At 61.2% G+C, this 22,421-nt stretch carries 13 protein-coding genes; 11 read left to right on the forward strand and 2 right to left on the reverse strand.

The window, feature by feature from the left end:
* Positions 1–31 precede the first annotated feature (31 nt).
* The 6 genes from FE851_RS15045 (at position 32) to FE851_RS15070 (ending at position 8,229) form a co-directional block, all read left to right on the forward strand.
* Positions 32–1,273, forward strand: a complete 1,242-nt coding sequence (locus FE851_RS15045) for a cation:proton antiporter (RefSeq protein WP_145203642.1) — start codon at positions 32–34, stop codon at positions 1,271–1,273.
* Positions 1,274–1,411: 138 nt separating this feature from the next.
* Positions 1,412–2,563 (forward strand): fumarylacetoacetate hydrolase family protein, encoded by a 1,152-nt coding sequence (locus FE851_RS15050; protein ID WP_145203646.1) that lies wholly within the window; start codon positions 1,412–1,414, stop codon positions 2,561–2,563.
* A gap of 54 nt (positions 2,564–2,617) precedes the next feature.
* Positions 2,618–3,400, forward strand: coding sequence for an SDR family NAD(P)-dependent oxidoreductase (locus tag FE851_RS15055; protein WP_145203649.1), 783 nt, complete (start codon positions 2,618–2,620; stop codon positions 3,398–3,400).
* A complete protein-coding gene (locus FE851_RS15060) occupies positions 3,400–4,281 on the forward strand; it encodes an SMP-30/gluconolactonase/LRE family protein (RefSeq protein WP_145203652.1) in 882 nt (293 codons plus the stop codon). The genes FE851_RS15055 and FE851_RS15060 overlap by 1 nt, the downstream gene beginning before the upstream one ends.
* 133 nt (positions 4,282–4,414) lie before the next feature.
* On the forward strand, positions 4,415–6,301 hold the full coding sequence (locus FE851_RS15065) for a glycoside hydrolase family 97 protein (protein WP_186378829.1): 1,887 nt from the start codon (positions 4,415–4,417) through the stop codon (positions 6,299–6,301).
* Positions 6,302–6,345: 44 nt separating this feature from the next.
* Entirely contained in the window at positions 6,346–8,229 is a 1,884-nt protein-coding gene (locus tag FE851_RS15070; protein ID WP_145203655.1) for a glycoside hydrolase family 97 protein, read from the forward strand.
* A gap of 150 nt (positions 8,230–8,379) precedes the next feature.
* Here the strand turns inward: FE851_RS15070 and FE851_RS15075 are convergent, their stop codons facing one another.
* A complete protein-coding gene (locus FE851_RS15075) occupies positions 8,380–10,509 on the reverse strand; it encodes a glycoside hydrolase family 2 protein (protein ID WP_261370951.1) in 2,130 nt (709 codons plus the stop codon).
* 442 nt (positions 10,510–10,951) lie between these two features.
* Between FE851_RS15075 and FE851_RS15080 the strand changes: the two genes are divergently transcribed.
* Genes FE851_RS15080 through FE851_RS15090 form a run of 3 tightly spaced genes read left to right on the forward strand, consistent with a single transcriptional unit; the run spans position 10,952 to position 18,010 of the window.
* Positions 10,952–13,411 (forward strand): glycoside hydrolase family 3 protein, encoded by a 2,460-nt coding sequence (locus FE851_RS15080; RefSeq protein ID WP_145203658.1) that lies wholly within the window; start codon positions 10,952–10,954, stop codon positions 13,409–13,411.
* 22 nt (positions 13,412–13,433) lie between these two features.
* Positions 13,434–15,083, forward strand: a complete 1,650-nt coding sequence (locus tag FE851_RS15085; RefSeq protein WP_222422947.1) for a DUF5597 domain-containing protein — start codon at positions 13,434–13,436, stop codon at positions 15,081–15,083.
* Positions 15,084–15,100: 17 nt separating this feature from the next.
* Complete coding sequence (locus FE851_RS15090; protein ID WP_145203665.1) at positions 15,101–18,010, forward strand: TIM-barrel domain-containing protein; 2,910 nt, start codon at positions 15,101–15,103, stop codon at positions 18,008–18,010.
* A gap of 125 nt (positions 18,011–18,135) precedes the next feature.
* Here FE851_RS15090 and FE851_RS15095 read toward each other — a convergent pair whose 3' ends face one another.
* Positions 18,136–19,758 carry an alpha-L-fucosidase gene (locus FE851_RS15095; protein WP_145203668.1) on the reverse strand — a complete coding sequence of 541 codons (1,623 nt, stop codon included), beginning with the start codon at positions 19,756–19,758 and terminating at the stop codon, positions 18,136–18,138.
* A 162-nt stretch (positions 19,759–19,920) separates the two neighbouring features.
* Between FE851_RS15095 and FE851_RS15100 the strand changes: the two genes are divergently transcribed.
* The gene (locus tag FE851_RS15100) at positions 19,921–21,810 is read left to right on the forward strand and encodes a sialate O-acetylesterase (protein ID WP_186378830.1); all 1,890 of its coding nucleotides are present in this window, start codon (positions 19,921–19,923) and stop codon (positions 21,808–21,810) included.
* Positions 21,811–21,977: 167 nt separating this feature from the next.
* Positions 21,978–22,379: a hypothetical protein gene (locus FE851_RS26195; protein WP_186378831.1), complete on the forward strand. Its 402-nt coding sequence runs from the start codon at positions 21,978–21,980 to the stop codon at positions 22,377–22,379.
* Positions 22,380–22,421: the final 42 nt, after the last annotated feature.

A 22,421-nucleotide genomic window follows, 5' to 3' on the forward strand; every position in this document is an offset into this window, starting at 1 on the left:
GTTGACCGGCGTCCTGGGAGGGGCAGCACGCATGCACGGAACCATGTCCACGACGGAGGTCTTTCTCATCGCGTTGCTGATCATTTTCTCGATCCCCTATCTCGTCTGGCGCATCGCCTGTATCGACTATTATGTGCCCTTGGTCGTCATGCAGATCATCGGCGGTGTGGTGCTTGGCCCCGGTGTCATCGGTGCGGCCTTCCCTGATTATTACAGCTTCGTATTTCGGCCCGAAGTGGTAGCGGCGTTGAACGGCATTGCCTGGTGGGGGGTGATGATATTCGTATGGATTGCCGGCCTTGAGCTAGATTTGAGACATGCGTGGCGGCATCGTTATGAAACGGGTGTGACGTCCGGCCTGGCGCTGATGGTACCGCTTGTGTTGGGATGCGTGGCAGCCTTGGTGCTGCTGGCGCTTGACGACGGTTGGCGCGGCCCACTTGGCGAAGATTGGCAGGTTGTGCTCGGCATCGGCATGGCTTGTGCGGTGACGGCGCTTCCTATCCTCGTCCTGTTTCTGGAAAAGCTCGCAATTTTGAGAGAGCCCCTGGGCCAGCGGATCCTGCGCTATGCCAGCCTGGATGATATCGCTATCTGGGGCGTGCTGGCGCTGATCCTTCTCGACTGGGATCGCATCGGTCGGCAAGCGATGTTCATCATGGCCTTCGTTGCTGCGGCATGGCTGGTTCGTCGGGTGGTCCCGCGACTGGCTGAGCGCGATCGCTGGTATGGCGCGCTTGTCTGGCTCGCCGCCTGCGGGTTCGCGGCGGATTGGTGCGGACTGCATTTCATGGTCGGGGCTTTCCTGGCCGGCGCCGTGCTCGATGCGGAATGGTTCGATCGGGAACGAATGGACCTCTTCCGCGATCATGTCCTGCTGGCGGTCATGCCGGTCTTTTTCCTCAGCACGGGGTTGAAGACGCAGTGGGACGTCGGGGGCATCGCCGTTTTCGGCGCGGCGGCGCTGCTGCTGATCGCTTCCGTTGGCGGCAAGCTGCTGGGTTTGTGGTGCGCGGGCCGCGTCCTGAAATGGCGCAAGGGCGAAGCCACTCTTATCGGCTGGCTGCTCCAGACCAAGGCGCTGATCATGATCATCTTCGCCAACATCCTGTTGGACCGGCAGATCATTTCGCCGGAAAGCTTTACCGCCCTGCTTTTGATGGCAATTGCCAGCACGATGCTGAGCATCCCGCTGGCGGCGCCGAAGCTTCGGCTCTTGATGGCCGATCCGGGGGCTGCGCGGGAACCGGCCGAAGCGAACCGGCATCGATGAATCCAACGCACCGTCAGGCCGCACCGATGATGCTGAACGGATCGGCCTGTCCAAGGCCGAAATTGAAATTCTCTTGACAAAAGACGTACACACAGGAAATGGTAGCGTTATCATAATGTCTAGCGGGAGGAACAGTAGGTGAAGGACGCTTCCACAGCGGCAGATTTGCTGTGCGCCGACTGGCGGTCGGCGGTATTTGTCGGGCGAATTGCGACAGTTGCGGGACCGTCACCGATCCTCATCCGCGATGGCCAGGTCTATGATGTGGCGACCACGGCACCGACCGTCTCCGCGCTGCTGGCCATGCCTGATCCCGCCGCCGCAACGGGCGACCATCTGGGCGCGCTTGACGACTTGCTGCCCGGCTTGAAAATCCTTTCGCCCGTCGATCTGCAATGCGTGAAGGCCGCAGGTGTGACCTTCGCCGTCTCGGCGGTGGAGCGGGTGATCGAAGAACGGGCCCGTGGCGACGCCGATGCCGCAGCGGCGGTGCGCGCCAAGCTGGAAGACCGGATCGGGGGTAGCATCCGTTCCGTCGTACCGGGCTCGGCAGAGGCGGCTGCGCTCAAGACCGCATTGGCGGATGAGGGCCTCTGGTCGCAATATCTGGAAGTCGCGATCGGCCCGGATTCGGAAATTTTCACGAAGGCTCCCGTCCTTTCGACCGTCGGTTGGGGTGATGACATCGGCGTGCGTTCGGATTCATCATGGAACAATCCAGAACCTGAAATCGTCCTGATCGTCGATCCGCGCGGGCGTATCATGGGCGCGACGCTGGGTAACGATGTCAACCTGCGCGATTTCGAGGGACGCAGCGCGCTGCTTCTGGGCAAGGCAAAGGACAATAATGCGTCATGCTCGCTTGGTCCGTTCATCCGGTTGTTCGATCAGGACTTTACGATGGATGATGTGCGCGATGCGGTGGTGGAACTGACGATCACGGGCAGCGACGGCTATCATCTGGCCGGTGTTTCTTCCATGTGCGAAATCAGCCGCGATCCCGAAGAACTCGTCCGTCAGGCGCTTAGCGAACATCAATATCCCGACGGCTTCGCGCTGATGCTCGGCACATTGTTCGCGCCGACGCAGGACCGCGACGTGCCCGGCCGCGGTTTTACCCACAGGACCGGCGACGTCGTGCGTATTTCCTCCGAGCGCCTCGGTACCCTGGTCAATCGCGTCACGACGTCGAAGAGCGCGCCGCCCTGGACGACGGGTATCGCCACGTTGATGGCTAACCTTGCTGGCCGTGGGTTGTTGCAGCCGCATGTCATGCAGGACCATGCCTGACATGCGCCCGGCCCGTCCAATCCAATTCCCCGTTTCTGCCGGAGACCATCATTGTTGAAGCTCAAGACCCCGACAGCTGTGCGCGCTGTCTATCCCAGCCTGACGGACAAGCATGTGCTTGTGACCGGCGGCGGCGCCGGTATCGGAGAGGCGCTGGTGGAAGCCTTTGCCCGTCAAGGTACCAGGGTCTTGTTCATCGACATTCTCGATTCCCCTTCACACGATCTTGTCGAACGGCTGAGCGGCGACGTGGCGCACGCCCCCCTGTACCGCTACTGCGACCTGCGCGACATCGAAGCGATCCGGCAGACGATTGCTGATGTTGAACGGGAACAGGGCGCAATCGACATTCTGGTCAACAACGCTGCCAATGACGACCGCCACAGCATTGACGATGTTACCCCCGAATATTGGGACGACCGCATTGCCGTGAACCTGCGACACCAGTTCTTCGCGGCGCAGGCGGTTGTTCCGGGAATGCGGCGTTCGGGTGGCGGGGCCATCATCAACCTTGGTTCGATCAGCTGGCATCTCGCGCTGGCCGACCTTGTACTCTACCAGACCGCCAAGGCGGGGATCGAGGGTTTGACCCGCGCACTGGCGCGCGATCTTGGGCCGGACAATATCCGCGTCAACACGATCGTTCCCGGCAATGTCCAGACTCCGCGCCAGATGCAATGGTACACGCCGGAGGGCGAAAAGGAGATCGTTGCAGCCCAGTGCCTCAAGGATCGAATCCAGCCCGATGATGTCGCCGCGCTCGCCCTGTTCCTTGCCTCTGACGATGCGCGCATGTGCACGGGCCATGAATATTTTGTCGACGCGGGCTGGCGTTGATGCCTGGCCCTGTCGAACAGGCTTGCAAGGTCGGCGCGACGCTGGGCGAAGGACCCTATTGGTCCGAGGGTGAAGGCAAGCTCTGGTTCGTCGATATCAAGGAACAAAAAATCCATTGTTTCGATCCGGGGACGGATCGGCTCGAAAGCTGGAATGCCCCTGCCCAGCCCGGCTGGATTTTTCCGACCGACAGCGGACGGATGGTGGCGGGCCTGCAAAGCGGCATCCATATGTTCGATCCGGCAAGTGGCAGCTTTGAATTGCTCGCCGCGCCAGAAGCGTCCGAGCCCGGCAACCGGCTGAACGACGCAGTCATCGATCGTTTTGGCGCCATCTGGTTCGGCAGCATGGATGATGGCGAGACGCGGGCGACGGGCCGCGTTTACCGCTTCGCTGACGGGAAAGTCGTCGCCACGACCATCGCGCCCTGCGCGATCACGAACGGCCCTGCATTGTCCCCTGACGGCAGCACCCTCTATCATGTGGATACGCTGGGTGGATCCATCTACGCCTGTACGCTGGGCGATGACGGCTTGCCTATTTCTCAACGCCGTCTTGTCACCATCGACCCCGCACAAGGGTATCCCGACGGGCCGTCCGTCGATTCCGAAGGCTGCATCTGGATCGGCCTTTTCGGTGGATGGAAAGCCCATCGCTATGCCCCGACAGGAGAATTGCTGGACACCGTCAGCTTCCCCGTGGCCAATGTGACGAAGATCGCGTTCGGCGGTGCGGATCTTTGCACGGCCTATGCAACGACGGCGCACAAGGGTTTGTCGGCGGCCCAACGTGCGCAGCAGCCTGGTGCGGGCGACCTTTTCAGTTTCCGTGTGGATGTGCCGGGCCTTCCGGCACCCAAGGTCGCCCTGACCGCCAGCTAGATCAAAATCGTTGCGCAATGTTCCGACGGAATGGTGCGCGCCAGGGGGAGAGAAGGACATGCCCGAAACCGCGTCGGCGCAAGTCAATATCCCGCGGCGGCAGTGATAAACGAATAAGGAAAGGAAGACGGACGTGATCCCCATTTTGCTGGCAGCCGCGACTGCGCCGGTGGCCGTAGCGTCGCCCGACAAGAGCATCGTCATCAGCGTCGCCCCCGACGGCAAAAGCTATTCGGTGACTCGCAAGGGTGAAATCATCATCCGCAATGCGCCGCTGGGCCTAGAGATGGCGAATGAGTCGCAATTCTCCAACCTCAAGTTCGTCGATGCCAGTAAGCAGGCGGTCAATCGCACCATTCCGCTAACCGCCACGAAGGCGAGCGAAGCCAGGGATCATTATAACGGCGCTGTCATCCGTTTTCGCGAAAAGGGCGGCAGCGGGCGGACCATGTCGATCGAGGCGCGCGCCTATAATGAGGGTGTCGCCTTCCGTTACGTCGTGCCCGGCGGCAAGCCGGTTGCCATCGCTGGCGAAAAAACCGGCTTTCGCCTGGCTGGCGACACGCGCTGCGAGGTGACCGAATTTGCCAGTTCGCACGAGTTGCCATGGAATTCGATGACGATCGCGGCGCTTGATCGGGCCAAGCTTTATGACCTGCCCATGGTCTGCGCCTCATCCACCGGACGGACCCATTTCGCTTTCGCCCAGTCGGGGATTGCAGGCTATGCAAGCTCGGCGTTGCAGCCGGTCGAGGGCGGGTTAGACGTTCATCTGTTTTCGCCCAAGGATCGCCCGAATGTGGCTGTCCGCTCTGCTGATGGTCTTCATAGCGCGTGGCGCGTCATCATGGCCGGCGACCGTGCAGGCGACCTGATCGCCTCCCCCATCATCGGCAATCTGTCGCGGCAGGCCACTGGTGACTTTTCCTGGGTAAAGCCGGGCAAGGCGGCGTGGGACTGGTGGTCCGGTCCGTCGACGTCGGAAAAGCCGAGCATGGATCGGTATCGCCGCTTCATCGATTTCGCGGCGCAATCGGGCTTTCAATATTTCATGGTCGATGCTGGCTGGGCCTATAATTCGGGCGAGTGCTGCGGGGTCGAACCGAACCCGGATACCGACATCACCCGCGCCGAACCCGGCATCGATATCCCCGCTCTGGTGCAATATGCCAGGAGCAAGGGCGTGGACCTGCTGCTGTGGGTGCATTGGGCGCATCTCAATTCCCGCATGGAGCAGGCGCTCGACCTCTACCAGCGCTGGGGGGTCAAGGGCGTGAAGGTCGATTTCATGGAGCGCGACGACCAGGAGATGGTCGCTTTCTATGTGCGCGCGGCGGAAGCGACGGCAAAGCGGCATTTGCTGCTCAACATGCACGGCGCCTTCCCGCCTTCGGGGCTTCAGCGCACCTATCCCAACTATATCACGCAGGAAGGCGTGATGGGCGCTGAATGGAACAAGTTCGGCTGGGGTCGCATAACGCCAACCCATAATGTGAAGCTGGCCTACACGCGGATGCTGCTGGGGCCGATGGATTACACGCCTGGCGGGTTCCGCAACGGCGCGAAGGCCGCAGGACCGGGCGATGGGTCCATGCCGACGACGCTGCATACGCGCGGACAGGCGCTGGCCCAATATGTGGTGTATGACAGCCCGCTCCAGATGGTGTCGGACAAGCCGGAAGCCTATGCAAACGCCAGCGGCTTCGATTTCATCGAGCAGGTGCCGACTGCCTGGGACGAAACGCGCTTCATCGATGGCACGCCGGAGAGCCATATTGTCCTTGCCCGTCGCAAGGCGAAGGACTGGTATATCGGAGCCATGACCAACGAAACTGCGCGGCGCGTCGAAATCCCGCTGTCTTTGTTGGGGGCCGGTCGCTTTGAAGCGACGCTCTGGCAGGATGGTGCTTCGGCCAACGATGTGGCGCGCACGACGCGGCAGGTTACCAGCGGCGATACGCTGTCGGTCCAGATGAGCGCTGGGGGCGGTGCTGCCATCCACATCAGGCCCATTCGCTAACTGGTGCGACACGCCAGCCTGAGCTCCACCAAAGGACAATCGTGATGATTCCCCTTCTACTGGCGGCAGCAGCGCCCGTCGCCATCCTGTCGCCCGATCATAGCATTGCCATCAGCGTATCACCGGATGGCAAAAGCTATTCGGTGACGCGCAAGGGCGAGATGATCGTCAAGGACGCGCCGCTGGGCCTGGACATCGCCAATGAACCGGACTTTGGGCCGCTGACGCTCGTCGATGTCGCGAAGCAACGGGTGGACCGCACCATTCCCCTCGTCGCCACGAAAGCGAGCGAGGCCAGGGATCATTATAATGGTGCGGTCATTCGCTTTCGCGAACGTGCGGCAGGCGGCCGGACGCTGTCGATCGAAGCGCGCGCCTATAATGAAGGGGTGGCCTTCCGTTATGTCTTGCCCGGCGGCAAGCCTGTGGAAATTGCCGGTGAGGAAACCGGGTTCCGCCTGGTCGGCGATCCGCAATGCGAAGTCTCGGAACTGACAGGCTCGCACGAACGGCCGTGGCAATTGAAGGCGGTGTCCGCGCTGGATCGCTCGAAGCTCTACGATCTTCCCATGCTTTGTGCGTCCGCATCGGGCAAGACGCATTTCGCGCTTACCCAGGCCGGCATAGGCGGCTATGCCGGCTTTGCTCTGAAGCCGGTCGCAGGCGGCCTCGACGTTCGCCTGTTCCCGCGCAAGGGACGCCCCTATGTGGCGGTGCAATCGCCTGACGGCCTGCACAGCGCCTGGCGTGTCATCATGGCGGGCGACCGCGCAGGCGACCTGATCGCCTCCCCGATCGTGGGCAATCTGTCGCAACAGGCCAGTGGAGATTTTTCCTGGGTCAAGCCGGGCAAGGCGGCGTGGGACTGGTGGTCGGGCCCGATGGAAACACCGCCCCCTACCATGGATCGCTATCGGCATTTCATTGATTTCGCCGCGCAATCGGGCTTTCCCTATTTTTTGATCGACGCCGGTTGGGCCTATAAGACCGGCCAGTGTTGCGATCTGTGGCCCCATCCTGAAAATGACATCACCCGCGCGGAGGCGGGCATCGATATTCCTGCCCTTGTGCAATATGCGCGGGGCAAGGGCGTAGACCTGCTGCTGTGGGTGCACTGGCTCCCCCTCGATGCGCGGCTCGACGAGGCGCTCGACCTCTATCAGCGCTGGGGGATCAAGGGCATCAAGGTCGATTTCATGGACCGCGACGATCAGGAGATGGTCGATTTCTATGTGCGGGTCGCGGAGGCCACGGCGAAGCGACATATGCTGCTAGACATGCACGGCGCATTCCCGCCTTCGGGACTTCAGCGCACCTATCCAAATTATATCACGCAAGAGGGCGTGATGGGTGCGGAACATGACAAGTTCGCCTGGGGCCGCGTAAACCCGGCCCATAATGTGAGGCTCGCTTATACGCGCATGCTGCTGGGTCCGATGGACTACACGCCGGGCGGGTTCCGCAATGGCGCAACAGCGCCAGGACCGCGCGACGGCTCCATGCCGACATCGCAGCACAGTCGCGGCCAGGCGCTGGCAATGTATGTGGTCTATGACAGTCCGCTGCAAATGGTGTCGGATGCGCCCGAAGCCTATGTGAATGCCAGCGGCTTCGATTTCATCAAGCAAGTGCCGACCGCGTGGGACGAAACCCGCTTCATCGAAGGCACGCCGGAAAGCCATATCGTCCTCGCCCGGCGCAAGGGGAGGGATTGGTATATCGGGGCCATGACGAACGGAACCGCGCGGCGCGTCGACATTCCGCTCTCCCTGCTGGGATCGGGACGTTTTGAAGCGACGGTCTGGCAGGACGGCGCCTCGCCCAACATGGTGGATCGCACGACGCGGCAGGTCACCAGCGGCGATACGCTGTCGGTCCAGATGAGCGCTGGGGGCGGTGCTGCCATCCACATCAGGCCCGTTTCCTGAACCATTCCGACGCAACAAAATAGGCCGCCATGCTCAGTCAGCATGGCGGCCTTCCTGTCATTTGGTACGATTATCCGCGGGTATGATTTCCCATCCTCGCAGATGCGGACCGTTCGCCGTGCCATGCGGCGATCCGGCCGCCGCCCGCCATCATTGCCTGGCCGGAGGATCGACATTCCCGACCGGCAGATTGGGGAGCGGGGCGTTAGGGTCATAGGTCCAGAGGGCCTCGTCCCGCAGGTCACCCGACGACAGAGCGATCCGGTTGCTTCCCGGCGTCATGGCCACGTCGGTCCAGGTCGCCACATGATCGACCACGGGGACTTCGGGATAGGATCGACCATTCACGGTCAGGCGAACCGACGGCTGATTGCTGTACGCGCGGACGGTCACCCGATCCCGCGTCCGGTAGCTGTGGCGGCGTTCGGTCAGGTGCAGCATCGGTCGGTCGGACCAGTTTGCCTGATACCAGTAATAGGCGTCCTTTTTGACCGCGCGGTCATATGTCACCAACCCCTTGTCATTGATGCCGCTACGATCCCCTTCGCTTCGCCCATCGGAGGCCAGATCGAAGGCGACCCAGATGAAGGAGCCCCACAGATAGGGAAGATCCCGGATTCCGCGCCAGCTCTGTTCATGGGAAAGCGCCTGATATTGTTCGGGATGCCAGGCGCTGGTCGTGACAGGTGGGGCGGGGTCGCTTTCCTGCGCACGAATACCGCCACCCGCGCCATATTCGCCAATTGCAAAAGGACGGTCGGGGAAAGCGGCATGGAATTTCCGCGCCCATTCGCCCAGTGAGCCCTTCTGGTCGGGATACCAGCCGAAATAGCGGTTGAAGGCGCTGAGGTCGGCGACGAGCGCCTTGGGGTTGTCGTCATTCTGGCAGCAATGCGCATAGCTGGTCGGACGCGACGGATCGGCGGCTTGCGCCGTCGCCTGCGCAGCGCGCAGCAGGCGCAGCACATCGTCGCTCACTTCATAAACTTCGTTGCCAAGCCCCCAGACTGCGATGGACGGATGTTGGGCATTCTGAGCGATCAGTTCGCGCATCTGCTGAACCACATTGCGTTCGAAAGATTCGCCCGTATCGATCACGCCGTTCAGGGGAATTTCCGTCCACACCAGCAAGCCCCGGCGATCGGCCTCTTCATAGGCGCGCTGAGGGTGTTGGTAATGCACGAACCTGACCGCGGTCGCGCCCATATCGGCGATGATCTGCATGTCATCGGATATTTCCTCGTCAGTGACGGCTGTTCCCCGGCCGGGCCGCTGGGCGTGGAAATAGTTCAAGCCATGGAGGCGATAGGGCTTGCCGTTCAGCAACAGCCCCTTGTCGGCGGTCACCTCGATCGAGCGGATGCCGAGCGGCAGTTCGATACGGTCGCGGACCTTGCCCCTGGCGTCGGACAGGGTCGCCACGACCGTGTAGAGATAGGGATCGGCGATGCCGTTCCAGAGGTGCGGGTTTGACAGCGCCATGTCTGCTGTCACCTCGCTCGTGCGGCCCGATCGCAAGCGGGTCCGGTCTTCCGCACGCGCGACTTCGCGGCCATCGGCATCGTGCAGGCTTATATGAAAGCGCACGCCTGCGTCGGCCTTCATATCATTGGCCAGCCGCAACCGCGCGCGAATCCGGGCGGCGCCCGCGGTTACGTCGGGTGTGGAGACATAGACGCCGGGACCGCCGCTATCCTTCATGTCGAAATGCAGCGCATCGGCCGATACCAGCCAGACGCGGCGGTATAGCCCCCCGAAAACCGTGAAATCCCCACCCAGCGGAGCGATATCGGGCAGGCGGGTGCTATCCACGCGGACGGCGACGCTGTTGCGGCCAGCCTGCAACGCATCGGTGACATCGAAACGGAAGCGGGCATAGCCGCCTTCGTGCCGACCGATCCGGTGACCGTTGACCCATAGGTCGGTGGCCAGCGCAGCGCCGTCAAATTCCAGGAAGTAACGGCGATCGGACGCCTTTATCGGCATCACTACATTCGTGCGATACCAGGCCGGACCCCGATAATAGCTGCCGCCATCATCGCCATCGCTGCCATTGAAGCTGTGGGGCAGGGTTACCCGCGACCAGCCTGAATCGTCAAAATCTGGCGACGCAGCGTCGGGCGCATCTGCGCGCAGGAAGGACCAGACGGCGTCAATTGGCGTCCTTCCGCGCTCCGTCGCCAAGGCTTCGTCCATTGCCAACAAGCCAGAAAGACCGAGAAAAATCGACAGCAGAAGCTTGAGATGCCGGGCGATGACGTTGCCGATGCTGCAGGACATAGCGATAATTATCTCCCCAAACCCACTTCGCGGGCTTTTTTCTCTGAACAAGGCCTGTGATGGCGAAGGATATGAGGGCAATCGTATAGGTCGTTGACCCGGACGCCATTAATGGTATCGGTATCATTCGATAATCAAGAAGTCCACTCAGGGGAGGCGCCGCAGTCCGGATCAGCGAAAAAGTGAAGCGATCGTAAGCCGTTGGGCCAAAAGCTGCACGGACATTGTTTGCCGACCAGAGCTTCATCCATACCCAATGCGCTGCGCACGGTATCCGCTCCGAGCGGTTGTCGGGACGAAACACGCCGCACAAATCCATCTGATGGGGCCTGATCCAGGTCGGACAGAAGCGGCAAATCCAGATTTTTACTTGATAGCGCTATCATTTAATAAGTATGAGTAATAAGAATTGCAGAATGGCGCTCAAGGGAGAGTGAGTGAAATGCTATTGAATCGTGCGCAAACCGCCTTGCTTGGCGTCTCCTTGTCCGCGGCGAGTCTTGCGCTTTGGGCGGCGTCCGCCGGTGCGCAGTCAGCCGAGCCGGGTAAAGCCCACCCGGCACTTTGGCCCCAGGCCAAGAGCCAGGGTCTGATCGACGCAAAAACCGAATCCCGCATCACCACCCTGTTGAAGCGCATGTCGCTCGAGGAAAAGGTGGGGCAGATGATCCAGGCTGACACGGCATCGATAAAGCCCGAGGATCTGCGTCGATATCCGCTAGGTTCGATCCTGGCGGGTGGCAGTTCGCCGCCGATCAACGCGCCGGACCGTTCGGCGGCCGGACCGTGGATCAAGACCGCCCAGGCATTCAACGCGATCGCGATGGAAAAGCGGCCGGGGCATGAGCCCATTCCGATCATGTTCGGGATCGATGCGGTGCATGGCAATAATAATGTCGTCGGTGCCACCTTGTTTCCGCATAACAGCGCTCTTGGCGCCGCACATGACCCTGACCTGATTCGCCGAATCGGTGAAGCCACCGCCCGGGAAACCGCTGCCGCCGGCATGGATTGGGCCTTTGCTCCGACGCTGGCGGTCCCCCAGAACGATCGTTGGGGGCGGACCTATGAAGGCTATTCGGAAGATCCGGCGCTTGTCCGCGCTTACTCCGCCAAGATGATTGAGGGGCTTCAGGGCGCGCCGGGGAAGGGCAAGCTTCAAAACGGCTATGTGTCCGCGAGCGCCAAGCATTTTCTGGGCGACGGCGGCACCCTGAACGGGGTGGATCAGGGCAATACCGATATTCCTGAAAGCGAATTGATCGCCATTCATTCCGTTGGCTATCCACCCGCGATCAAGGCCGGGACCCGCACGATCATGGCCAGTTTCAACAGTTGGCAGGGCGTCAAGATGCATGGCAACAAAAGCCTGCTGACCGACGTGCTGAAACAGCGCATGGGTTTTGACGGGTTCATCATCGGCGACTGGAACGGCCATGCGCAAGTGCCAGGCTGCACCGCGACGGATTGCCCGCAATCCTTCAATGCCGGTCTGGACATGGCGATGGCTCCGGACAGTTGGAAGGGTCTGTTCGAAACCACGGTCAAGCAGGTCCGTGATGGCGTGATCCCCATGACGCGGGTGGACGATGCGGTGCGCCGTATCCTGCGCGTGAAGTTCAAGTCCGGATTGTTCGATCCTGCGCGCCCCTATGAAGCGCGTACCGATGTCATCGGTTCGCCCGCGCATCGGGCGATCGCTCGCGAGGCGGTGCGCAAATCGCTGGTCCTGCTCAAGAATGACGGCGTTTTGCCGGTCAAGGCTTCTGCCCGCATCATGGTCGCAGGCAGCGCGGCAGACGATATTTCGCAGCAATCGGGCGGCTGGTCGCTGTCGTGGCAGGGTGATGGCAATACGAACGCCGATTTCCCCAACGCGCAGTCCATCTATGCGGGCATTGCCGAAGCGATGAAGGCCGGTGGCGGCAGCGCAACCCTGAGCGTTGACGGAAGCTTCACTCAAAAACCCGACCTTGCCATCGTCGTGTTCGGCGAAAAGCCCTATGCCGAGGGCCTGGGCGACCTACGCAGCCTGGAGTTCGAGGCGGGCGACAAACAATCGCTAGCGCTGCTCAAGAAGCTGAAATCGGCGGGTATCCCGGTGGTGTCGGTGTTCCTGTCCGGGCGGCCGCTATGGGTCAATCCCGAACTGAACCAGTCCGACGCCTTCGTCGCGGCCTGGCTGCCTGGCAGCGAAGGCGGCGGCATTGCGGACGTGCTGATCGGCGATGCCAAGGGCAAGCCGAGGGCTGATTTCACCGGTCGACTGTCCTACAGCTGGCCCAAGACCGCCGCGCAGTTCACGCTGAACAAGGGACAGGCAGGCTATGATCCGCTGTTCCCGCTGAACCATGGCCTCAGCTATGCGGCGCCTGGCAAGGTCGGTCAGCTAAGTGAAGTGGCAGGCATCGACGCGACGCCTGCCAACAAGAGCCGCTATTTCGCGGACGGTCGGGTGCATGCGCCCTTCTCGCTCGCTCTGGGCGCCGGCATTACCCAGCGTCCGGTCGATTCCGCCAGTCGGCAGGAGGGCGCGATTCAGCTCAGCTGGAACGCGGGTGCCATGGCCAAGGCAAGCATCGACGGCGAGGGCGTCGACCTTCGTTTTGAATCCAGCGCGGAAATGATGCTCAAGATGACCTATCGCGTCGACACCCCCGCGGGCGGCAGCATCAAGCTGGGCATGGGTCAGGGCATGGTGAATGCGGATGAGATCTTCAAGGCCGGGGCGGGCTGGCGCACGGTTCGGATTCCGCTGAAATGCTTCGCTGAAAGGGGGGCCGACATGGCGCATCTCCAGCCTGTGTGGACGCTGTCTTCTGCCGGTCCCCTGACGATTTCCTTCTCCGAAATCGAACTTGCCACCCAAGCGCCTGGCGGCGTCTGCCCGTCACAGCCGTAAGATCATGGAACGGAGATTTCCCATGCGCCGATGGACCAGCTGGCTGCTGCCGATTGCCGCCACATGCGTGCCGGTCGCTGCGATGGCCGCCGAGGGCAATGCGCTGCCGCGCCTGGAAAGCCGCAACGGCCAGCATGCGCTGATCGTAGACGGTGCGCCTTTCCTGATGCTGGGCGCGCAAGTCAACAACAGCGCCAACTATCCCGCCATGCTGCCCGAAGTGTGGCCTGCGATCGAAAAAATGCATGCCAATACGGTCGAAGTGCCTGTCGGCTGGGAACAGATCGAACCGGAAGAGGGCAAATTCGATTTCTCCTTCCTCGACGCCCTGTTGCCCCAGGCACGCGAGCATAATGTGCGACTGGTGCTGTTGTGGTTCGGCACATGGAAGAACACGGCGCCCAGCTACGCGCCTTCATGGGTGAAGCTGAACCAGAAACGCTTTCCGCGCATGATTAACGCCAAGGGAGAGGTGCATTACGCGCTCTCGCCGCACTATCGCACGACGTTGGAGGCGGACAAGCGCGCCTTCGTCAAGCTGATGGAATATCTCAAGCAGAACGACCCGCAAAACACCGTGATCATGGTGCAGCCGGAAAATGAAGCAGGCAGCTATGGTAGCGTGCGCGACTTCTCGCCTGTCGCTCAGAAGCTGTTTGACGGACCGGTTCCCGCGCCGCTGGTCAAGCAGATGAAGAAAAAGCCCGGCACATGGCGCAATGTGTTCGGCGCGGATGCAGACGAATATTTCCATGCCTGGTCGATCGCCAGCTATACCAGCGAGATCGCCGCCGCAGGCAAGGCGGTGAAAGCGCTGCCCATGTATATGAACGCTGCGCTGGCCGCAGCTTCTGGCCGCCAGCCGGCGATGACCTATGCCAGCGGCGGGCCGGTGCATCATGTCATTGATGTCTACAAGGCCGCCGCTCCGGCGATCGATATCGTAGCGCCGGACATCTACGCGCGCGATCATGCCGACTATATGGCGTATCTCAACTTTTATGACCGGCCCGACAATGCACTGTTCGTGCCGGAAACCGGCAATGACAAGGACTTCGCCCGCTTCTTCTTCCCGACCGTAGGCAAGGGGGCGATCGGTTTCGCACCCTTCGGCATGGATTATACGGGCTATCAAAATTTCCCGTTGGGCGCGAAAAAGCTAGACGACGAGACGATCGAACCCTTTGCGCGCAATTATCGCCTGTTTGGGCCGATGCAGCGGGAATGGGCTGCCTGGGCGGCTCAGGGCAAGACCTGGGGCGTCGCAGAGCCTACCGATCCCAAGGCCGAGCACACCCAGCATATCGCCATGGGCAAATATAATATGACCGTCACCTTCGGTCAGTGGCAGTTCGGCACCGACAAGCCCACCGGCAATCCGCAGCCTTCGGGCGGCGTGGCGGTGGCGCAACTGGGCGAGAATGAATTCCTTGTCACCGGTTTCCACTCCCGCGTCTATTTCGGCCTCGCCAAGCCCGCGCCGCTTGAATCGATGATGACGCTGCGCGTGGAGGAAGGCTATTTCGACAAGGGCAAATGGGTTTTCCGTCGCGTGTGGAACGGCGATTCCACCGACTATGGCCTGAATTTCACAGACCGCGAGCAAGTCCTTCGTGTCACCCTCGCAACCTACAAGGGCACGCCGCCTATCCCCGTCGGGAATCCCAATTGAAGAACCGGAGCAGGATAATGAAAACGCTTTCCCGCCTCGCCCTTTGCGCGCTGCTTGCGACGTCGAGCACCGCCGCACTCGCGGGCAGTTTCCAGAAGGTCGATCACGGCATCATCGTATCGCCCGACAAGGGCCCCGCCAAGCGGGTCCGTATTCTTGCGTTCGGCGATGAGGCTTTTCGCGTCACCGCTATTCCTAACGAGAATTTCGAGGCCGTGTCCGATGGTGTGATGGTCACGGCCAAGCCGGACGGCAACCCTGTGGTCAGCGAGGACAGAGGCACGGTTACGCTCAAGCTCCCTTCGGCGACCGCGCGCGTCAATCTGACCAGCGGTCAGGTCAGCTTTCTGGACGGTAGCGGCAAGGCCATTCTGAGTGAATCGTCCCGCGCCGCATTCGAGCCCAAGACGGTCGAGGGGCAGAAGTTTCTCGCCGTTCGCCAGCAGTTCAACCGGGGGACGGACGAAGGCTTTTACGGCCTTGGCCAGCACCAGAACGGGCAGATGAACTATCGTGGCGAGGACGTCGAACTTGCCCAGCACAATATGGACATTGCGGTTCCATTCGTCGTTTCGACGCGCAACTATGGCCTGCTCTGGAACAATAATTCGATCACCCGTTTCGGCAACCCCAAGTCCTACGCCCTGGCAGGCAGCGAAGGCGACGGCCTGAAGATCGTGGGCACCGATGGCAAGCCCGGCTGGACCGCCCAATATTATCTGGGCGACAGGCTGGCCGTCACGCAGAGCGAGAAGGTCATCAATTACCAGTATATCCGCGACAATATGCGCTGGCCCGAAGCCGCCAAGGCGCAGACCGTCGCCTCGACCGCGGGGCAGAACACCGCCGGCAACGCGGTCCAGACGCAGCGGGTGATCTGGTCCGGCAAGGTCACGCCCGGCAAGAGCGGCCTCCACCGCTTCCGCCTCTATTCGTCGAGCTATGTAAAGGTGTTCGTCAACGGGAAGGAGGTGCTGGAACGCTGGCGCCAGAACTGGAACCCCTGGTATCATAATTTCGACGTGCCGCTGACGGCGGGCAAGGCCGCCGACATCCGGGTCGAATGGGAGCCCAATGCGGGTTATATCGCGCTCGTCCACAATGATCCGATCCCCGATGCGGATCGTTACTCGCTCTCCTTTACGTCCGAACTGGGACAGGCGGTCGATTATTTTGTGACCGCGGCCAAGGACATGGACGGCGCGATCGCTGGCTATCGCAAGCTCACCGGCAAGTCTGCGATGCTGCCGGAATGGGCCTATGGCTTCTGGCAGAGCCGCCAGCGCTACGAAACGCAGGATCAACTGCTGGACGTCGTGCGCGAGTTCCGCCGCCGCAACCTGCCGCTCGACAATATCGTCCTGGACTGGCGCTATTGGGAGGATCCTAATTGGGGTTGCCATTGTTTCGACAAGACGCGCTTTGCCGATGCCAAGGGCATGGTGGATGAGGTCCATGCGCTCAACGCGCGGATCATGATTTCGGTCTGGCCGAAATTCTATCCGACGACGGACAATTACAAGGAACTCGACAAGATCGGCGGCATCTACCGCCGCATGGTCGAGCAGCGGCCCGGCGAATCAAAGGATCCGAAATATATATCGAAAATGTACCGCGACTGGGTCGGGCCGGGTTACGCTAACGCCTTTTACGATCCCTATAATCCCAAGGCGCAGGACATTTACTGGCGGCAAATCCGCGAAAATCTGGGCGATCTGGGCTTCGATGCCTGGTGGCTCGACGCGGACGAGCCGGATTTCCACTCGAACCTTTCGATCGAGGAACGCGCCTACCGCATGAGCCCGACTGCGAAAGGACCGGGGGCAGCGCTCTTCAACAGCTTCCCGCTGGTGCATAGCGAAGGCGTCTATCAGCGGCAGTTGATCTCGAAACCCAATGTGCGTCCGTTCATTCTGTCCAGGTCCGGCTTCGGGGGCATCCAGCGTGCTGGAACAGCGGTCTGGTCCGGCGACGTCGCATCGCGCTGGGACGACCTCAGGGACCAGATATCCGCGGGCGTCAATCTGTCGATGTCGGGCATTCCCAACTGGACGCACGATATAGGCGGTTTCGCGCTGGAGGATCGCTATACCAAGCAGGATCCCGCCCATATTGACGAATGGCGGGAGCTCAATCTGCGATGGTTCCAGTTCGGCGCCTTTACGCCGCTGTTCCGCAGCCACGGCGAAGCCCCCAAGCGCGAGATATACGAAATCGCGCCCGCCGGCTCGCCCATGTACTCTTCGATGGAATGGTATCTGAAGCTGCGGTACCGGCTGATGCCCTATATCTACACGCTGGCGGGCGATACATGGCAGAAGGACGGCACGATCATGCGCGGCCTGGTCATGGATTTCCCTGCCGACCTCAAGGCCCGCAACATCAACGACGAATATATGTTCGGCGGTGCGTTCCTGGTGGCGCCGGTGACGGAGTTCAAGGCCCGCAGCCGCAAGGTTTATCTGCCAGCCGGTGCCGACTGGTATGATTTCAACAGCGGCGCCTATTACAAGGGCGGTCAGGAAATCAGTGCTGAAGCGCCCTATGAACGCATGCCGCTGTTCGTGCGCTCCGGTTCGATCGTGCCCACCGGGCCAGAGATCGAATATACCCGCGAAGAGCCCGATGGTCCCATCGTGCTGCACATATTCACCGGCGCTGACGGCAGTTTCTCGCTCTATGAAGATGATGGCACCAGCGAAGGGTATAAGCGCGGCGAATATACGCGCATTCCCATCCAGTGGAACGAGGCTAAGGGCGAACTGACCATCGGCAAGCGCGAAGGCGGTCATGGCGGCATGACCTCCAAGCGTGCCATTTCCGTCCGGTTTTATGACAAGGGCACGTCCCGGCCAGTCGACTTCGCGGAAAATGGGAAAAGCGCAATCGTCTATGACGGAAGCGCGGTCACGGTGCGCAAGCCCTGATGGCGGGTGCTGGCGGGACGTTGCTTCGACACCATCCCGCCATCCTTGCATAACGGCATATAGTGAAAGAGCCGGGTGCGATGCTGTCGCGCCCGGCTCTTTCATGTGTTCCTCAAAATCCGTGCTCAGGCCAGACTGGTGAGCCCCTCGCCGCGCAACCGGACGACGGGAACCATCTGGCCGGGCTTGGCCGGCGGGAGCGTCAGCACCAGTGCATCCTCCTCCTGCTTCCAGGAAAGGTTGCCGCCGCCTACCAGTTCTGCCTTTGCGATCGAGGCACCACCCAAGGCACGACGACCCAGCGACGCGATACGCAGCGTGCTCTTGGGCCAGAGCATCAACACGGTGTAGAGCGCGCCCTTGTTGACGGTATAGCGCACATCCTGCTGGGTGAAGTCGCTGGCCTTGTCTTCCTCCATCTTGCCACCGGGCAAGTCTGTCGGCCCTTCGCCGAAGATGCGCCAGGGGCGACTGCCGAAAATCGCGGCGTCGCCATTGATCTGCAGCCATGCAGCGATACCGTCGAGAATCTTTTCCTCTTCACCGTCGAGCGTGCCTTCACCCCGGAGCGGGACCGAAAGGAGGAGATTGCCGTTTTTCGAGACGATGTCGCACAGGCGCTGGATGACCTTTTGCGCCGGAACATAATATTTATGGTCGTAGCGCGCGCGATTATAATGCCAGTCGCCGATGCAGGTGCAGGTCTGCCATGGCTGCGCGCGCATCACGGGCGAAAAGCCGCGTTCGACGTCATTCATCAACCCGCCCTGCATATAGTCGGTCAGCAGTTTCGACGTCAGGACGACGTTGGGACTGCCATGCCATTCGATGGCGCGGTTGTAATAATGCGCGATCGCCTCCAGCCCCACGGTTCCGAACGGAATTCTGGTGTCGTCGAAATAGATCATGTCGGGTCGATATTTATCGACCAGGTCATTCTGGCGCAGGAGCCATTTCTGGATGAACGCCGGGTTCCGCGAGGCAGCATGTTCCAACCAGCGCCCGTCGTGCACCTCATGCCACGCCTCCATCGAGGCATTGCTGGCGATCCCGTCGGGTGCCACGAAGCTGGGGCCGGTATAGAGATCCTGGGGATCGAGTCCATCCCACCATTTGCCATGGCCTTGTTCGCGTCGCAGCTTGAACGCGTCGTAGCGCTCTCCTGCCCTGGCGCCCTCCGCATCATAGCCATAGCCGGTCTGATACCAGTGCCAGGCATGACTGATATGGTTGCTGACGCCAAAGGGCAGGCCTTCGGCTCTGGTCGCCTTTTCCCAACCCCCTACGATGTCCCGCTTTGGACCGACCCGCGTTGCGTTCCACGCGTGATGCGCGCTGTCGTACAGGTCGAAATTGTCATGATGGCCCGCCATAGCCATGAAATATTTCGCGCCAACCTGCTTGTAGCGCCGCAACAATGCCGCCGGATCCCATGCTTGGGCCTTCCATTTGCCGATAATGTCCATGAAGCCGGTATCGGCCGGATGCCCATAATTGGCGACATGATGCTTGTAGGCGGGACTTCCGGGCACATACATCAGGCGGCCATACCAATCGCCCGCTTCCGGCTGGCACTGCGGCCCCCAATGCGCCCAGATTCCGAATTTGGCATCGCGGAACCATTCCGGGGTGTCCCAACCCGCGACAAGAGACGACCAGTTCGGCTTAAACGTTGCGGCATGCGCCGATGCAGCGCCGCTCATCGCAACAGCGCCAGCGATCAAATCGCGCCGACCAATCTTCCACATTTCAGACCCGCTCCCTTCAATTTCCGCTTGCGTGCAGACGGCTATTGTTGGTACCGCTACCATATAAGCTAGGGCATAGGAAGAGGACATAGGGCGCGGATGGATCGCAATCGCACGACCTTGATGTGCGCCGGCAACCGCTCTTTGCATGAAAGGCACGTTATGAAGATCGTTCCGGCAATCCTTCTGGCCGCACTGCCGGCAGCCGCCCATGCGGCGCCGCTTGTCCTTGACCCGGTCTATTCGTCCCACGCCGTTTTGCAACGCGGCCGGGCAGTCCCGGTCAGCGGCACCGCCGAGCCGGGGAGCACCGTCAGTGTCACATTCGATGGCGAGGCACATACCGCCAAGGCCGACAGTAAAGGCCGGTGGCAGGTCTCCCTGTCCAGCCGTGAGGCGGGTGGCCCCTATGTCATGAATGTGAGCAGCAACGGCGAAGAGCAGCGCCTGGATGACCTCATGGTCGGCGATGTCTGGCTCTGTTCAGGCCAGTCGAACATGGAATTCGCGGTTCGCTATGCAACCAATGCCGCTTTCGAAGTGCCTTATTCCAATCGCCCGATGCTGCGGCTGCTCAACGTGCCGCGCCAGTCGAGCGCCAAGCCCCAACCGAGGTTTTCAGCCGCAACGGGCTGGCAACGTTCAGCGCCGGAGAGCGTGGCCGATTTTTCGGCTGTCTGCTACTTCATGGGTCGTGAACTCCAGGCACAGCAGAAAATTGCCGTCGGTCTGATCGCGGCAAGCTGGGGCGGGTCGCCGATCGAGGAATGGATCAGTCGCGATGCGTTGCAGACAGTGCCGCGCTATCGCGCAGACCTTGCGCTGATGGACGAATATGCCCGCGATGCGGGTATCGCCGCAAGTAGCTGGGCCAAACTGTTGCAGCAGTGGTTGGGTGGCGATGCCACGGCCCCTGCCAAGGCGGCCTGGCGCACGGTTCCCAACAAGCAGATGTGGGAACAATGGGGTGACGCCTCGCTCGCGACCTTCGATGGCATTGGTTATTACCGTGCCCGTGTGAAGCTGACCGCGGCGCAAGCGGCAAAATCCGCACGGATCGTGATTGGAGCGGTCGACGACATCGACGTAACGCGGATCAACGGCAAGATCGTGGGTGCCGACCAGGGTTGGCAGAAGAAGCGGGATTATGAGGTGCCTGCCGGCGCGTTGAAGGCTGGAGAAAATATCATCGACGTGACGGTCGTCGACACGGGCGGCGGTGGCGGCCTGGTGGGTGATGCGGCGCGTACGCTGACCCTGGGCGACGGCACGGTGCTGCCGCTTTCCGACTGGACCTTTGCCAAGGGGCGGCCGCTCAAGAACGGCGAGGCGCCGCCAAGCGTGCCGTGGACCGGGGGTGCAGGTCGTACGACACTGTTCAACGGCATGATCGCGCCGCTGGGCGGCTATCCGTTGAAGGGTTTTGCCTGGTATCAGGGCGAAGCCAATGCGGGGGACGCGAAGGGGTATGCGGAGTTGATGCCCTTGCTGATCGCCGACTGGCGCAAGCGGTTCGAAACATCTCCCTTCCTGATGGTGCAACTCGCCAATTTCGGACCGCTTGCCTCCACGCCTTCGAACGATTCATGGGGCCAGTTGCGCGATGTTCAGCGGCGCGTTGCCGATGCCGATCCCAAAGTGGGCATGGCGAGCGCGGTGGATATCGGCCAGGTCACCGATATCCACCCGACCAACAAGCAGGATGTAGGCAAGCGGCTTGCCTTGGCCGCGCGGCATATCGCGCTCGGCGAAGCTGTCGAGGATCGGGGCCCCTCGCCGATTTCCGTCACGCGCACGGCAAAGGGGATCGCCGTTCGCTTCGCCCATGGCCCGCTCAAGCTTGTCGGCGGCGGGTCCGCGATCGGATTTGAGCTATGCGACGCCACATCCAGTTGCCGGTTCGTCAATGGCGATCTTAGCGAGGACACCATCTTGCTGCCCGCCGATGCCAGCGCTCGCACGGTTCGCTATCTGTGGCAGGCCAGCCCGATCGTGAACCTCTATAACAAAGCGGAATTGCCTGCGACGGGGTTTTCCATGCCGATCGAATGACCATCGGCGCTGGCATCGCGATGTGGGCGGGAGGGCATTCAGGCCGACGCGCGATACCGGTGCCTTTCCAACAACCTATAAAAAGACGCATCCGTTTTCAAAGCTCGACCGGCCGCAAGAATGATCCGGAATAAACAGAGTGACATAATGATTGGGGAGAGCATGCAATGAAAATCGAAGGTACACGCCGTTGGTCAGGCAAGGTTTTGCTGGGATGTGCTGTCCTGCTGCCCAGCATGCTCACCGCCGCGCCGTCATCGGCGCAGAAGGCAACACCCTATGCCTGGCAGACGGTGCCCTTTGGCGGCGGCGGCTATGTCGACGGGTTCGTGTACCATCCGCGTGCCAAGGATATTCTCTATACGCGCACCGATATCGGCGGACTTTATCGTTATGATTATGAAGCAAAGCGCTGGTTGCCGCTGCTGGATCATCTGAGCCGCCAGGACGGCGATCTTATGGGCGTGCTCGGCATTGCGCTTGATCCCGCAAATCCCGACCGTGTCTATGCCGCCTGCGGCCTCTATCTAACCCGTATAATTCATCGGGGGTTGGCGGATGGAGCGTAAGCATCTGATTTAACGTATGATTTGGTTGTCTAATCCGATCAA

The organism is Sphingobium sp. B2 (genome assembly GCF_007693735.1).
In the GTDB taxonomy this organism is placed as follows: Bacteria; Pseudomonadota; Alphaproteobacteria; order Sphingomonadales; family Sphingomonadaceae; genus Sphingobium; species Sphingobium xenophagum.